This is a genomic window from Polaromonas sp. P1_G1 (assembly GCF_056405595.1).
This window is the reverse complement of the sequence record NZ_JBFUBU010000027.1, coordinates 82,415-96,769: the sequence shown is the minus strand read 5'-3', so window position 1 is coordinate 96,769 and position 14,355 is coordinate 82,415. Positions and strand designations below refer to the sequence as shown.

Below are 14,355 nucleotides of genomic sequence, written 5' to 3'. Positions count from 1 at the left end.
TGAACGTTCGCAGAAAAGGAGACCGCAATGGCCATCAGAATCATCAGGCTGGGCACAGCCCGCAGCGCCAACGAGGGTTTGCGCATAGGCACAGTGCGCAGGCCGCCGCGCGGCGTGCCCAAGGCCGAGTTCGCCTCGCAGGATTGGTACGACGTCTGGTACCCCAACCTCGCGCCCAGCGTGGAAACCATGAAGCTGGGCCAGAGTGTGGAGTCCGACAAGGACTGGGCCGTCTTCAGCAAAAAATACCGCTCGGAAATGAACGAGGCCGACGCCGGCCGCAATCTCGACCTGCTCGCGGCGCTGTCGCACCAGGCGAACTTCGCAATGGGCTGCTACTGCGAGAACGAGGCGCGCTGCCACCGCTCGCTGCTGCGGGACCTGCTAAAAGAACGCGGCGCCAATATCGGTTAGCCCCACGGTTGCTCACTGCGTGTAGCGCCCTGCCCCCGAGGGGCCGCTGCGCCTGCGGTCTGGCAAAGCCAGTCCCGCGGCCCCGACTTGGCTTAAATCGCGCCTTTAGAGTTTTACGTATTCGTACTCGAGGGGGTTGGCATTGATGCCGCGGTCGGGCGGTGCAATCCAGGCGGCCATCTTGCCGGGTTCGGTAACACGGTTCATCAGGCTTTTCACAAAAGCCGTGTCGGCCGGTGTCGGTAGCCACTGGTCTTTCTTCGCCTCGAAATCGGCGGCGCTGATCGGGTTGCCCAGCGGGTCGGTGAAGTTGCCGGCCCAGGCGCCGACTTCGCGGCGAAAGCGTGTCGACGGCAAAGTCAGTTCAAAGTCCACGCCGGCGCGCTTGATGCCCATGTTCCAGCGCGTCACGCCGACATTGCAGTCCTTGACATATTCGAGGCGCGTGATTTCATTCATGCCGTTACGCGTCGAAATCGTCTCGTTCTTGAGACCGCCCTGCCCGTTCGGCACCACGATGCTCATCTCGGTTTCCAGCTCCACATGGTCTGCGAACTTGGCTTCGTCCGGCCGGCCCTTGATGCCGTTGCTGAAGTAGTTGGCGGCGTTCGAGGAGGCTTCCGAACCGAACAGGTCCAGCGACGAGGTGAACCAGAAGTTCATGAACTTCTGGATGGTGGGCAGGTCGATCACGCCGGCCTTGCGCAAGGTGACCACATCGTCGGTGTCCAGCTCCTTCATCACTTCCAGCGTGCGCTTGATGACGCGGCCCACGCCGGTTTCGCCCACAAACATGTGGTGGGCCTCTTCGGTCAGCATGAAGCGCGTGGTGCGGGCCAGCGGGTCAAAAGCGGATTCCGCGAATGACTTGAGCTGGAACTTGCCGTCGCGGTCGGTGAAGTAAGTGAACATGAAGAAGGACAGCCAGTTGTCCATGGGCTCGTTGAAGGTGCCCAGGATGCGCGGCTTGTCGGCATCACCGCTGTGGCGCATCAGGAGTTCTTCGGCTTCCTCGCGGCCGTCGCGGCCGAAGTGCGCGTGCAACAGGTAGACCATGGCCCAGAGGTGCCGGCCTTCCTCCACATTGACCTGGAACAGGTTGCGCAGGTCGTACAGAGAAGGRGCGGTGTGGCCCAGCAGGCGCTGCTGCTCGACGGAAGCCGGCTCGGTGTCGCCCTGGGTCACGATGAGGCGGCGGAAGGTGGAGCGGTATTCGCCGGGCACTTCCTGCCAGACTTCTTCACCCATGTGATCGCCAAAGCCGATCTTGCGGCCCTCTTCCTTGTCGGCCAGGAAGATACCCCAGCGGTAGTCCGGCATCGGCGTGTAGCCGTAGCTGGCCCAGCCCGAAGCGTCCACGCCGACGGCGGTGCGCAAATAGACTTCCTTGGCCTTGAAGTCGCTGGGTCCCATCTCGTCCCACCAGTTCAGGAAAGCCGGCTGCCAGTGCTCAAGTGCGCGCTGGAGCTGGCGGTTTTCGCCGAGATGGACGTTGTTGGGGATGAGGGCTTGGAGGTCTATGGTGCTCATGATGTTTCCTTAAATCCGTTTCCAATCGAACTTGGCCTTCTTGCCAGTCCCAAACAATTTCAGCGCACCGTCCTCACCCACCGCATTCGGACGAATGAAAATCCAGTTCTGCCAGGCCGACAGGCGGCCAAACACGCGCGTCTCCATGGTTTCCTTCCCGGGGAAGCGCAGCGAGGCTTCCATGCCGGTCATGGCGTCGGGCGAGAGCGAAGCGCGCTCTTCCAGCATGATGCGGATTTCGTCTTCCCAGTCGATGTCGTCGGGCGTCAAGGTGACGAGACCCAGCGCCAATGCCTGGTCGGCACGCAGCGGGCTGTCGCCGAGTTTTTGCAGCTGGGAAATCGTGGCGCTGTCTTCGCAGAAGCGCGTCTGCAGTCGCGTCAGGCCGTTGACGGCGGGAAACCAGCCGAAGTTGGCAGGGCTCAATTGCAGCGCGGGAGCGCTGTCGGGCGCATCGGGTAAATCGAGCATGTAAATGCGGTCGCAAGCCAGGGCCAATTCATAGAAGGTGCCGGCAAAACACGAGCCTGCGTCGACCAGCGCGATCAGCGAGCGGCTGGTGACATCCAGCCGCGCCAGCGTACGGCGCAACGCGCCCGTGGTTTCCTTCACCAGCCAGTGGTCCTTCAGTTTGGCCAACACCTCGTCCATGCGTATCACCTGGCCGGCGTCGCCCGTCGTCTTGATGACCCAGGTGCCGACTTCGAGTTCGTTGGTGCGCAGGTTCAGGATGGCGTCGTCAAGCTCGCGCTGCAGTTTCAGCGGGTACCAGTTGGCGCCGGCCGCTTCAATCGCCTCGGGTGTGGATTCGATGGCGCTTGCGGGCGCCTTCACCGTGACAGTGGCAATGCGCTTTTCGCGATCCACCTGCGCGTCGACCAGGCTGTAGTGGTAACCGGCGTCATCGATCAAGGCTTTGAGCGGCGTCAGTGCTATGCCCTTGGCGCCGGCGGCCCGTGTCGACTGCGCACGCAATGCTTCGATTTCGGTATTCAGCAAGTCGCCGAACTGCTGCGGCTTGGCATGGGCATCGATCAGTTTCCAGTCCTTGGCGCGGTCGGCGCGCACACCCTCGGAGGTCGTGCAGAAAATGTCGGCCAGGTCGCGGCGCACCTTGCGCTTGTCGGTCACGCGGGTCAGGCCGCCGGTGCCCGGCAGCACGCCCAGCAGGGGCACTTCGGGCAGGCTCACGGTGGAGGAGCGGTCGTCCACCATGATGATGCGGTCGCAGGCCAGGGCCAGCTCGTAGCCGCCGCCGGCGCAGGCGCCGGTCACCGAGGCAATCGCCTTCAAGCCGTCATGGCGGGAGGAGTCTTCCAGGCCGTTGCGGGTTTCGTTGGTGAACTTGCAGAAGTTGACCTTCCAGCCGTGCGTCGACAAACCCAGCATGTAGATGTTGGCGCCTGAGCACCAGATCTTTTCCTTGCCCGACTCGAACACCACCACCTTGACGGCGGGGTGCTCGAAGCGCACGCGGTTGATCGCGTCGTGCAGTTCGATGTCGACACCGAGGTCGTAGCTGTTGAGCTTGAGCTTGTAGCCCGGCTTGATGCCGCCGTCTTCATTGATGTCGAGCTTCAAGCGCGCAACGTCGCCCTCCACGCTCAGCGTCCAGTGCTGGTATTTGCTGGGGTGGGTGGAGAAACTCACGAGCTCGCGCTCCTGGCCTTCGATAACCTGTTTGAATAAAAGCGGTTCTGTCATGGCGTTCATGGGGTGTCTCCGGTTAGGTCCGTTCGGCTTGTTCGCGGACGGTTGTTTTGGGAACGGCGCGTTCCAGGTCTTTGAGGCTTTGTTTCAGTGTGCGCGCGGCGGTGTCGACCACGGCGTCGGCGCGGGCATAGAGGGCTTCGCGGCTGGAGAGGATGCGGCGGATGTCCTCCATCGCCTCGTCGGTCGCGCCGCGGGTCGTGTCAAAGGGCCGCATGTCGCCCTGGGCCACCACGCGGGCCATGTGTTCCTCGGGGCTGGCCTTGAGCCATACGCAATAAAAACGGCTTTGCAACAAGTCGAAGGTCTCGCGCTCGCTCACGATGCTGCCGCCGGTGGTCATGACCACGCCTTCCGGGTGGTCCTCGGCGATGCGGAACAGCGCGCGGCGCTCATAGCGGCGGTAGCCGGCCTGCCCGTGGAGCAACAGGATTTCGTTCATGCTGGTGCCCGCCTCGCGCTCGATCTCGCGGTCGAGTTCGATAAAAGGCACACCGCGCTCAGCCGCCAGCTGGCCGCCCAAGGTGGACTTGCCGGCGCCGCGCAGACCTATCAGCGCCACACGCTGCTCGCGGCCCAGCGCGTCGCTGAGGCCGAAAGTGCCGCCGAGCAGGCTGTAAGCCTGGTCCAGCTGGGCATCGTCCAGCCGCGTCAGCAGGCCCTGCACGCGGGCCAGCGCCGGACGCGGCGCGTCCTGCAGCAGTTCAAGGATGGAAATATTGAGCGCGCGGGCCGCGGCTTCCAGGGAATTGATGGACACATTACCCTTGCCGCTTTCCACGTCGGCCAGGAAACGCTCGCTCAGACCCGAATCCGAAGCCAGCTGCTTGCGCGTCATGCCGCGGCGGGCACGCCAGGCACGAACGCGGGCGCCCAGTTCGCTGAGCGTGGCTTTCGATTCCTGTTCAGACATGATTTCCAAGCGGCACCTGTGTCAAAAAACCTGTGAAAACCCTAGGGACGGGCTTTTGGTGGTTGCGATTTGAATAAATTGCAGTATACTTCAGGTCAAATCGATGTCAAGCAGTTTATTGCATCTTTATCTGGAGACCTTTGATGAAACTCAAAATCCTTGTAGGCACCATGACCAGCACCGCCGACTATGTGGCGCAAGCGATCCAGATGGACTGCGCCGACCTGGTCAGCGAGATTGAGGTTGAGCTGATGGATAACCTGGACATCAGCGTCTTTGATGCGGCCAAAGCCGAAGATGCACTTTATCTCATCTGCAGCTCAACCTATGGCTCGGGCGACGTGCCCGACAACGCACGCGCCCTTTATGAGTCGCTGGGCGCCAATCCCCAATTCCTCGGCCACGTGCGCTACGGCGTCATCGCGCTCGGCGACCGTACCTATATGCAGACTTTCTGCTTCGGCGGCAAGAAATTTGACGAGCGCCTGCAGGACTTGGGCGCACAGCGCATCGGCGAGATCTGGTGCCATGACGCAAGCAGCGGCACCATGCCGGAAACTGAAGGCACTGAGTGGTGCCGCCAATGGCTCACCGACGCCCTGCAAACATTGGGGGTCGGTTCCGCCACCGCCTGACGCACAAGAAGAAAAAATGCCCCCCGTAGCGCTTGATGAGCGTGCGCAAGCAGCTACCAAAACAAAAGACAAAAGAGATCTGGAGACAAGCATGCAAACAAGCAGTGCCGACCATTCGGCAAGCCCGCCCCGGATAACCATCCCGCGCGACTACAACGCGGCGCACGACCTGCTGGCGCGCAACGCCACGCGCCCCGGAAAAGTGGCCTTTATGGACGCGCTGAGCGGCGAGCAGCTCACTTACGGCGAACTCACCGAACAATCCCACCGATTTGCCAACGCCCTGCGCGCCCAGGGCTTCGCTCCCGAAAGCCGCGTGCTGCTGGCCATGTTGGACACACCGCAATGGCCGGTCGCCTTCCTGGGCTGCATACTCGCGGGCGTGCTGCCCGTGGCGGCCAACACCTTGCTGACCACGCAGGACTTCGAATTCATGCTGCGCGACTCGCGCGCCCAGGGCCTGGTCGTCTCGCACGCGCTGCTGCCGGCTTTTGAGCCGCTGCTGGGCAAGATCGACCAGCTCAAGACTGTGATCGTCGCAGGCGTGGAAGCGTCCGCAGGACACACCACCATGGCTGCCCTGCTGCGCGCATCGGCGGCCACCCCCAGCATTGCGGCCACCTGCGCCGACGACGCCTGCTTCTGGCTGTACTCCAGCGGCTCGACCGGCGCGCCCAAGGGTACGGTGCACCTGCACAGCCACCTGGTCCAGACGGCGGAGCTTTATGGCCGCGGTGTGCTGGGCATAGGCGAGTCCGACGTGGTGTATTCCGCCGCCAAACTGTTTTTCGCTTACGGCCTGGGCAACGCGCTGACCTTCCCGATGAGCGTGGGCGCCACCACGGTGCTGTTGCCCGCGCGGCCGGCGCCCGCCGATGTCTTCGCGCTGCTCAAAAAATACCAGCCGACTATTTTTTACGGCGTGCCCACGCTGTATGCCGCCCTGCTGGCCGACCCGGCACGGCCGGCGAAATCCGAGCTGAGCCTGCGCGTGTGCACCAGCGCCGGTGAGGCCCTTCCCGCCGAGATCGGCAAGAAGTGGACGGCGCAGTACGGCTGCGAAATCCTCGACGGCATAGGCTCCACCGAGATGCTGCACATCTTTTTGTCCAACCGTCCCGGCCAGGTGCGCTATGGCACGACCGGCCAGGCGGTGCCGGGCTATGCGCTGCGCATCATCGGCGACGACGGCCGCGAATGCGCCGACGGCGAGATCGGCGAACTGCAGATCAGCGGCCCCAGCGCCGCCATCATGTACTGGAACAACCGCGCCAAGACCAAAGCCACCTTCGCCGGCGAATGGACCAAAAGCGGCGACAAGTACACACGCGACGCCGACGGCTTCTACACCTACGGCGGTCGCAGCGACGACATGCTCAAGGTCGGCGGCATTTACGTTTCGCCTTTCGAGGTGGAGGCCTGCCTGATGACGCACGCGGCCGTGCTCGAGGTGGCGGTGATCGGTGTGGCCGATGCCGATGAGCTCGTCAAGCCCAAGGCCTATGTGGTGTTCAAGGCCGGCCAGAGCGCCACCATGGACGAACTCAAGGCCCATGTGAAGCAGCAGCTCGCGCCCTACAAGTACCCGCGCTGGATAGAGTTCGTCAACGAACTGCCGAAGACGGCCACCGGCAAGATCCAGCGCTTCAAGCTGCGCCAGCCACGCTGAAGCGCACCGTGCACAAACCCGCCGTGCCGCAAAAATACCGCAAAAAAAAGTTGCAGGCAGGCCGGATCGGGCACAGCTATTGCTTTAGATGTAAACAATTCAACCCTCAATCTCGGGTTTTACACTAGGGCCGCCCACACAACGCACGCTTACTATTCGTCTAACTGTTTTCAGTCTCAACCAGGAGCTATTCCATGACCTCACGCCGTCTCATACTGACCCGCAGCGCCGCCATGATAGGCGCCGCCTCCACCGGCCTTTTGCTCCCCGAAATCGTGCGTGCGCAGTCCGCCAAGGTGCGTGTGGGTTTCATGTTGCCCTATACCGGGACCTTCGCCCAGCTCGGCGTGGCCATTGAAAACGGCTTTCGCATGGCCATCAACGAGCAAGGCGGCAAGCTCGGCGGCCGCGAGATCGAATACTTCAAGGTCGACGACGAGTCCGAGCCCTCCAAAGGCATTGAAAACGCCAACAAGCTGGTGCAGCGCGACAAGGTCGACGTGCTGGTCGGCACCGTGCATTCGGGCGTGCAGATGGGCATCCAGAAAGTCGCGCGCGACAGCGGCGTGCTGAGCCTGATCCCCAATGCCGGCGTGCATGCCGCCACGCGCAGCCTGTGCGCGCCCAATGTGTTCCGCACGTCCTTCACCAACTCGCAGCCGACCCGCGCCCTGGGCAAGGCCATGGTGGACCGCGGCCACAAGAAGGCCGTCTGGATCACCTGGAAATACGCCGCGGGCGACGAGGCGTTTGAAGGCTTCAAGGAAAGTTACACCGCCGCGGGCGGCACCATCGTCAAGGAGCTGGGCCTGCCCTTCCCGCAGGTCGAGTTCCAGGCCTTGCTGACCGAGATCGCCGCGCTCAAGCCTGACGCCGTGGCCTGCTTCTTCGCCGGCGGCGGCGCCGCCAAGTTCATCCGTGACTATGCGGCCGCTGGCCTCAAGGAGAAAATCCCGCTGTACGGTTCCGGCTTCCTGACCGAAGGCGTGCTCGACGCCGCCGGCCCCGCGGCCAACGGCATCATCACGACCATGCACTACAGCGACTCGCTGCCGACCCAGCGCAACGGCCAGTTCCGCCTCAGCTACGCCAAGACATTCAAGATGCAGCCCGACGTTTACGCCGTGCAGGGCTACGACACCGGCCTGCTGCTGATCCAGGGCGCCAACGCCGTCAAAGGAGACCTGAGCAGCAAGCCGGCCCTCTACAAGGCCATGGAAGGCGCCGTCATCGACAGCCCGCGCGGCAAATGGACCATGAGCCCTTCACACAACCCGGTGCAGGACATGTACCTGCGCGTGGTCGAGAACAAGGAAAACAAGGTGATCGGCGTTGCAGCCAAGGCGCTTGCCGATTCCGGCGCCGGCTGCAAGATGGCCTGATCGCCTTAGTTTCAGCGCAATGGGAGGTCTTCAGGCCTCCCRTTTTTTTGAACCATGCTGGCACGGACCATGCTGACGGGTCCTTACCGGTGCTATCTTCAGGCTCATGACGCTCACCACCTACCTCCTCTACGTCGCAGCAGTTGCCCTGCTGATCCTCACGCCGGGCCCGACCATGCTGATGTGCATGACCAATGCACTCAACCACGGCCCGCGCAAGGCCATGACCTCGGTGGCCGGAAGCGTCGCCGCGGTGCTGTGCGTCATGTTGCTGTCGGCCATGGGACTGGGCGCGTTGCTGGCAGCGTCTGAAACCGCCTTCACCGTGGCAAAAGTCATTGGCGCGGCATATCTGATCTGGCTAGGCATCAAGACCTTCCGCAGCGAAGCGGCCGTCTTTGACCCCGCCGCCGGCGAAGCACCGGCCCAGCGCCGTTCGTTCTTCCTGCGCGGTTTTCTTGTCGGCGCCAGCAACCCCAAGGCCGTGCTGTTTTTCGCGGCCTTCTTCCCGCAGTTCCTGAACCCGGCCGCGCCCTTTGTGCCGCAGTTCGCCATCCTCGCCCTGACCTTCATGGCCTTCGAATTCACTGTGCTCACCTGCTGCGCGCTGGGTGTATCGCGCATCGCGCCGTTGCTACGCTCCAGCCGTGCCGTGCGCTGGTTTAACCGCGTCTCTGGAGGCCTGTTCACGCTCATGGGCAGCCTGCTTCTCTTTACACGTCGTCATACCTAATCGGATTTATGGATCTCGCCAACTTCCTTATCCAGCTGCTCAACAGCGTCCAGTACGGCCTGCTGCTGTTCATGCTGGCCGCCGGCCTGACGCTGATCTTCGGCATCATGGGTGTCGTCAACCTGGCCCATGGCAGCTTCTACATGCTGGGAGCCTACCTCGCCTGGTCCCTCAGCACGCTGACGGGCAGCCTGACGCTGGCCATCCTCGGCGGCGCGGTGCTGTCGGTCATCTTCGGCCTGGCGCTGGAATGGCTGCTGTTCCGCCATTTCTACAAACGCGACCATCTGGACCAGGTGCTGCTGACCTTCGGCCTGATCTACATCTTTGAAGAGCTGCGCTCCATCCTCTGGGGCGACGACGTGCACGGCGTCACGATTCCAGAGCTGCTGAGCGCCTCCGTTCCGCTCACCGACAACCTGTCCTACCCCGTCTACCGCCTCTTCATGTCGGGCGTCTGCATCGCGCTGGCGCTGGGCCTGTACTGGATGATTTCGCGCACACGCCTGGGCATGAAGATACGCGCCGGCGCCTTCAACCGCGACATGGCCGAATCGCTGGGCATCAACATCAAGCTGATCCATGCCGTGGTGTTCGCGCTGGGCGTGGGCCTGGCGGCAGTGGCCGGCATGATCGCCGCGCCGGTCGCCAGCGTCTACCCGAACATGGGTTCGCAAGTGCTCATCATGTGTTTTGTGGTGGTGGTGATTGGCGGCATAGGCTCGGTGCGCGGCGCGTTGATTTCCGCGCTGCTGGTCGGCCTGGTCGACACCTTCGGCAAGGTGCTGCTGCCTTCCATGGCCGGCATGCTGGTCTATATGTTGATGGCTGCTGTCCTTTTGTGGAAGCCAGAAGGACTCTTTAAACAATGAGCACGGCAAAAGCAAACCTCGAAATCCTGCCGCGTGGCGTGCAGGTGGCGTTGGGGCTGGGGCTGATCGCGCTGGTCGCCTTCCCCTTCGTCGGTACCGACTTCTACACGCAGATGGTCACGCGCATGATGATCATGGCGATCTTCGCGATGAGCCTGGACCTGCTGCAGGGTGTGAGCGGCCTGGTGTCGCTGGGCCACGCGGCCTACTTCGGCCTGGCCGGCTATGCGCTGGCTTTCCTGACGCCCGCGGGTGAACCCGTGAGCCTATGGTGGACGCTGCCGGTGGCCGTGCTGGCCTCCGGCCTGGCGGCGCTCATCATCGGCTTCTTTGTGGTGCGCACCCACGGCATCTACTTCATCATGGTCACCATGGCGTTTGCGCAGATGGTGTTCTACCTCTTCTTCGACAACAAGGCCCTGGGCGGCTCCGACGGGCTCTACGTCAACTTCAAGCCCAGCGCCGCCGTCTTCGGCTGGGTGCCCTTCGACCTGGACAGCAAGCTCACGCTCTACTACTTCACGCTAGGCGCGATGCTGGGGGTCTACGCCTTCTTGCGCCGCCTGCTCTGGAGCCCCTTCGGCCGCACGCTGGCCGGTATACGCGTCAACGAACACCGCATGCGCGCCATGGGCTTCGGCACCTTCGGCTACAAGCTCTCGGCCTTCACCCTGGCCGGCGCGCTCGCGGGCCTGGCCGGCTACCTGTGGGGCACGCAGACCGGCTACATCAACCCCGAGCTCATGGGCTTTCACATGAGCGCGCACGCCATCATGATGGTCATCCTGGGCGGCATGGGCAATTTCGCGGGGGCCATCGTCGGCGCCTTCGCGTTTGAATATCTGCTGCACGTCTTCAAGGACCTGCCGCAGATCGGCAGCGTCAACCTCGGCAAACACTGGCAGCTGTGGATGGGCCTCTTCATCGTGCTGCTGGTGGTTTTCGCGCCGCGCGGCATCCTGGGCCTGGTTGAAAAATTCACCCAGCGCAAAGCCAAGGCGGAGGCCGGCCATGAGTGAAGTCCTGCTCAGTGCAAAAAACCTCACCAAGCGCTTCGGTGGGCTGGCTGCKGTCAACGATGTGTCGGTCGACCTCTGGCGCAACCACATCCACGCGGTCATAGGCCCCAACGGCGCCGGCAAGTCCACGCTGACCAACCTGCTCTCGGGCGACCTGCCGCCGACGTCGGGCACGGTGACGCTGGGCGGCCACGACGTGACCGGCTGGACGCCCGAGAAAATCTCGGGCAAGGGCCTGGGCCGCAGCTACCAGAAGACCAATATCTTTTTGCCTTTCAGCGTCTGGGAAAACGTCAGGCTGGCCTCGCAGTCGCGCGCACCGCACGCCGCCCACTGGCTCAAGCGCGCCACCGACTTCGCGGCGGTCAATACCCGTGCCGAACAAGCGCTGGAACTGGCCGGCCTGCAAAACCGAAAGCACAGCATCGCCGGCACCATCAGCCACGGCGAGCAGCGCCAGCTTGAAATCGCCATGACACTGGCCACCGAACCGCAGGTGCTGCTGCTCGATGAACCGCTGGCCGGCATGGGCGTGGCCGAGGCCGAGCGAATGGTCGCCCTGCTGCTGGCCATCAAGAAGGACCACGGCATCCTGCTGGTCGAGCACGACATGGACGCGGTGTTCACGCTGGCCGACAAGCTCACCGTGATGGTCAACGGCCAGGTGATCGCCAGCGGAACGCCCGCGCAGATACGCGCAGATGCCCGCGTGCAGGCGGCCTACCTCGGAGAGGAACACTGATGAACGCCCCCGAGAAACAGATCGACATCCTGATCGGCGCCCAGGACATCAACACTTACTACGGCGCAAGCCACGTGCTGCGCGGCATTGACTTTCACGTCGCGCGCGGCGAAACGATTGGCCTCWTGGGCCGCAACGGCATGGGCAAGAGCACCTTGCTTAAAAGCATCATGGGCCTGGTCAAACCGCGCTCGGGCTCGGTCGCGATCAACGGCAGGCCCATGACGGGCGCCCCGCCCTACGAAATCGCCCGCCTGGGCATCGCCTACGTGCCCGAGGGCCGCGGCATCTTCGGCAACCTCAGCGTGACCGAGAACCTCAAGATGGCGGCACGCGCCGGCACCCGGGGCCAGCGCGACTGGACCTACGAACGCGTGCTCGAGACCTTCCCGCGTTTGAAAGAACGCTTGAACCACGGCGGCCAGCAGCTCTCAGGCGGCGAACAGCAGATGCTGACCATAGGCCGCGCGCTCATGACCAACCCGGACGTGCTGATCCTCGACGAGGCCACCGAAGGCCTGGCGCCGCTGATCGCGCGCGACATCTGGCGCATCTGCGGCCTGATCCGCGAAACCGGCATCAGCAGCGTGATCGTCGACAAGAACTGGAAGCACGTTACCCAGATCACCGACCGCAACGTGATCCTGGTCAAGGGCCAGGTCGTGTTTGAAGGCAGTTCCCCCGAACTGCATGCCAAGCCTGAGTTGCTGGCGCAATACCTGGGCGTATGAGCCGGGAGTTGCCAGGAAGCGGCAACCATGAAGATATCACCGGCCACCTCGACACTGAGCCTCACCGTGCTGGCCATGCTCGCCTTTGCGGGCAACTCGCTCCTGTGCCGCCTCGCACTGCGCAGCACGCCGATTGACGCGGCCAGCTTCACGGCCCTTCGCATCGCTTCGGGTGCGCTGGTGCTCTGGCTTTTCGTGTGTCGGCGTGGTGTCACGGCGACCGGCAACTGGCCGTCTGCCGGGGCGCTGTTCGTATACGCCGCCGCATTCTCGCTGGCTTACGTAAGCCTGCCGGCGGCCACGGGTGCCCTGCTGCTGTTCGGCGCAGTACAGCTCACGATGCTGGGCACCGGGCTGGCCCGCGGCGAACGGCTGGGCGCAAGGCAAAGCGCCGGCCTGGCAATTGCCGTTGTGGGCCTCATCGCCCTGTTGCTGCCGGGCGCCGCCACCCCAAGCTTGCCGTCGGCCATGTTGATGTTGCTGGCCGGCATCGCCTGGGCGGTGTATTCGCTGCGCGGAAAAAACGCCGGTGACCCGACGCGGGCCACCGCCGGAAACTTCTTGCGCGCCACGCCGCCAGCACTGTTGTTGGCCGGCTTGATGTTCCCGCAGCTGGTCTGGGATATGCGCGGGGCGGCATATGCCGTGACCTCCGGCGCGCTCACTTCCGGTGTGGGTTACATCGTCTGGTACGCGGCGGTGAAGCGGCTTCCCGCCACTACGGCGGCCTCGGTACAACTGTCAGTGCCGGCCATCACCGCGCTGGGCGGTATCGCCTTTCTGGGGGAGCCGCTGGGCTGGGCGCTCGCCGTCTGCTGCGCGGCCATTCTGGGCGGCGTCGCGCTGGCCGTGCGCCCTTCGCCGCCCAAAAGCTAAAGCAAGGCACGCAATTCCCGCGCCGCATCAGGCGGGGCTGGTACACAACTTGCTCCGATTTTTCCGTCCGGTCCGGGGCACGCACCAGTGCGCCGACGACAGGCATGAAATCCCATCCCCCTCTGAAAGCAAGCCATGCCTTCTACCCCTGCTATCGGTCGATCTTTCCTGGCGGCCCTCTGCGCCGCGTCCAGCCTGTTCGCCACACTGTCCTCGGCACAGGACGTCTACCCCAACCGGCCGGTCAAGGTCATCGTCGCGCTGCCGGCGGGCGGCAGCGTGGACATGGTGGCGCGGCAGATCAGCCAGCAGCTGACGTCCGACCTGGGCCAGCCTTTTGTAGTGGACAACCGGGCAGGCGGATCGGGCCAGATCGGCGTACCGGTGGTCGCCAAGGCGCCACCGGACGGCTACACCCTCATGGTGTCTCCCGCGTCCTTCCTGACCACGAACAAGAGCATCTTCAAGACACTGCCCTACAACCCTGAAACCGACTTTGWGCCCGTGACCAAGCTGGTCAACCAGGCCATGGTACTGGTGGTGCGCGACAAGGCGAAATACGCCACCCCGGCCGACGTGCTGGCGGCGGCCAAAGCCAACCCCGGCAAGCTGACCTACGCCTCCTCTGGCGACGGCAGCCCGCAGCATCTGGCCGGCCTGATGTTTGAAAGCCGGACCGGCGTGAAACTGCTGCACATCCCGTACAAGGGCGGCGCACCGGCGATTACCGACCTCATAGGCGGCGTGGTGGACATGGCCTTCGCCCCGCTGCCGGAGGCGCTGCCGCACATCAAGTCCGGCAAGCTGCATCCGGTGGGCGTGCTCAGTGAGAAGCGCGCCATTTCGGCGCCGGAGATTCCGACGCTGAAAGAAGGCGGCGTGAACAACGTGGTGCTGTCCGCCTGGATCGCCCTGCTGGCACCCGCCAAAACGCCCCAGCCCATCCTGGACAGCCTCGGCAAGTCCGTGAAGGCCATGCTTCGCGGCGATGCCAAAAGCAAGCTCATTGAAATAGGCATGGAGCCGGCGGTCGATGAAGCCAAACCCTTGATGCAGGTGATTTCGGAAGAGATCCGGATTCATGCTGAGCTCGTGAAAGCGGCCGGGCTGGTGCCGCAGTAAGGCTGGG

14 protein-coding genes and 1 pseudogene are annotated in these 14,355 nt (G+C 63.6%); 12 read left to right on the top strand and 3 right to left on the bottom strand.

Annotated features, from left to right (window positions below; translation table 11 throughout):
- The first annotated feature begins 27 nt into the window (after positions 1 to 27).
- Positions 28 to 414: a DUF488 domain-containing protein gene (locus AC1D1Y_RS15220; RefSeq protein WP_477683057.1), complete on the top strand. Its 387-nt coding sequence runs from the start codon at positions 28 to 30 to the stop codon at positions 412 to 414.
- 105 nt (positions 415 to 519) lie between these two features.
- On the opposite strand, the gene boxB is transcribed toward AC1D1Y_RS15220, so the two are convergent.
- Genes boxB through AC1D1Y_RS15205 form a run of 3 tightly spaced genes read right to left on the bottom strand, consistent with a single transcriptional unit; the run spans position 520 to position 4,567 of the window.
- Positions 520 to 1,944 (bottom strand): benzoyl-CoA 2,3-epoxidase subunit BoxB, encoded by a 1,425-nt coding sequence (boxB, locus tag AC1D1Y_RS15215; RefSeq protein ID WP_477683056.1) that lies wholly within the window; start codon positions 1,942 to 1,944, stop codon positions 520 to 522.
- 9 nt (positions 1,945 to 1,953) lie between these two features.
- A complete protein-coding gene (gene boxC / locus AC1D1Y_RS15210; RefSeq protein ID WP_477683104.1) occupies positions 1,954 to 3,648 on the bottom strand; it encodes a 2,3-epoxybenzoyl-CoA dihydrolase in 1,695 nt (564 codons plus the stop codon).
- Between the two features lie 22 nt (positions 3,649 to 3,670).
- Positions 3,671 to 4,567 carry a helix-turn-helix transcriptional regulator gene (locus AC1D1Y_RS15205; RefSeq protein ID WP_477683055.1) on the bottom strand — a complete coding sequence of 299 codons (897 nt, stop codon included), beginning with the start codon at positions 4,565 to 4,567 and terminating at the stop codon, positions 3,671 to 3,673.
- 143 nt (positions 4,568 to 4,710) lie between these two features.
- Here AC1D1Y_RS15205 and AC1D1Y_RS15200 point away from each other — a divergent pair, with 143 nt between their 5' ends.
- From AC1D1Y_RS15200 to AC1D1Y_RS15150, 11 genes and pseudogenes are all read left to right on the top strand, one after another.
- A complete protein-coding gene (locus tag AC1D1Y_RS15200) occupies positions 4,711 to 5,202 on the top strand; it encodes a flavodoxin domain-containing protein (RefSeq protein ID WP_477683054.1) in 492 nt (163 codons plus the stop codon).
- 91 nt (positions 5,203 to 5,293) lie between these two features.
- Positions 5,294 to 6,871, top strand: coding sequence for a benzoate-CoA ligase family protein (locus AC1D1Y_RS15195; protein ID WP_477683053.1), 1,578 nt, complete (start codon positions 5,294 to 5,296; stop codon positions 6,869 to 6,871).
- Between the two features lie 194 nt (positions 6,872 to 7,065).
- Entirely contained in the window at positions 7,066 to 8,253 is a 1,188-nt protein-coding gene (locus tag AC1D1Y_RS15190; RefSeq protein ID WP_477651996.1) for an ABC transporter substrate-binding protein, read from the top strand.
- A 106-nt stretch (positions 8,254 to 8,359) separates the two neighbouring features.
- Positions 8,360 to 8,986 (top strand): LysE family translocator, encoded by a 627-nt coding sequence (locus AC1D1Y_RS15185; protein ID WP_411882354.1) that lies wholly within the window; start codon positions 8,360 to 8,362, stop codon positions 8,984 to 8,986.
- Between the two features lie 8 nt (positions 8,987 to 8,994).
- On the top strand, positions 8,995 to 9,858 hold the full coding sequence (locus AC1D1Y_RS15180) for a branched-chain amino acid ABC transporter permease (RefSeq protein ID WP_477651998.1): 864 nt from the start codon (positions 8,995 to 8,997) through the stop codon (positions 9,856 to 9,858).
- Positions 9,855 to 10,877: a branched-chain amino acid ABC transporter permease gene (locus tag AC1D1Y_RS15175; protein ID WP_477651999.1), complete on the top strand. Its 1,023-nt coding sequence runs from the start codon at positions 9,855 to 9,857 to the stop codon at positions 10,875 to 10,877. Before AC1D1Y_RS15180 ends, AC1D1Y_RS15175 begins: the two co-directional genes overlap by 4 nt.
- Positions 10,870 to 11,388: pseudogene (locus tag AC1D1Y_RS15170) on the top strand (ABC transporter ATP-binding protein); the annotation flags it as partial. The gene AC1D1Y_RS15175 and the pseudogene AC1D1Y_RS15170, both read left to right, overlap by 8 nt.
- A 15-nt stretch (positions 11,389 to 11,403) precedes the next feature.
- Positions 11,404 to 11,619 (top strand): ABC transporter ATP-binding protein C-terminal domain-containing protein, encoded by a 216-nt coding sequence (locus tag AC1D1Y_RS15165; RefSeq protein WP_477683103.1) that lies wholly within the window; start codon positions 11,404 to 11,406, stop codon positions 11,617 to 11,619.
- The gene (locus AC1D1Y_RS15160) at positions 11,619 to 12,350 is read left to right on the top strand and encodes an ABC transporter ATP-binding protein (protein WP_477683052.1); all 732 of its coding nucleotides are present in this window, start codon (positions 11,619 to 11,621) and stop codon (positions 12,348 to 12,350) included. Before AC1D1Y_RS15165 ends, AC1D1Y_RS15160 begins: the two co-directional genes overlap by 1 nt.
- A 27-nt stretch (positions 12,351 to 12,377) precedes the next feature.
- Positions 12,378 to 13,226: a DMT family transporter gene (locus tag AC1D1Y_RS15155; RefSeq protein ID WP_477683051.1), complete on the top strand. Its 849-nt coding sequence runs from the start codon at positions 12,378 to 12,380 to the stop codon at positions 13,224 to 13,226.
- Between the two features lie 135 nt (positions 13,227 to 13,361).
- Complete coding sequence (locus tag AC1D1Y_RS15150; protein WP_477683050.1) at positions 13,362 to 14,348, top strand: Bug family tripartite tricarboxylate transporter substrate binding protein; 987 nt, start codon at positions 13,362 to 13,364, stop codon at positions 14,346 to 14,348.
- The last annotated feature ends 7 nt before the right edge of the window (positions 14,349 to 14,355 follow it).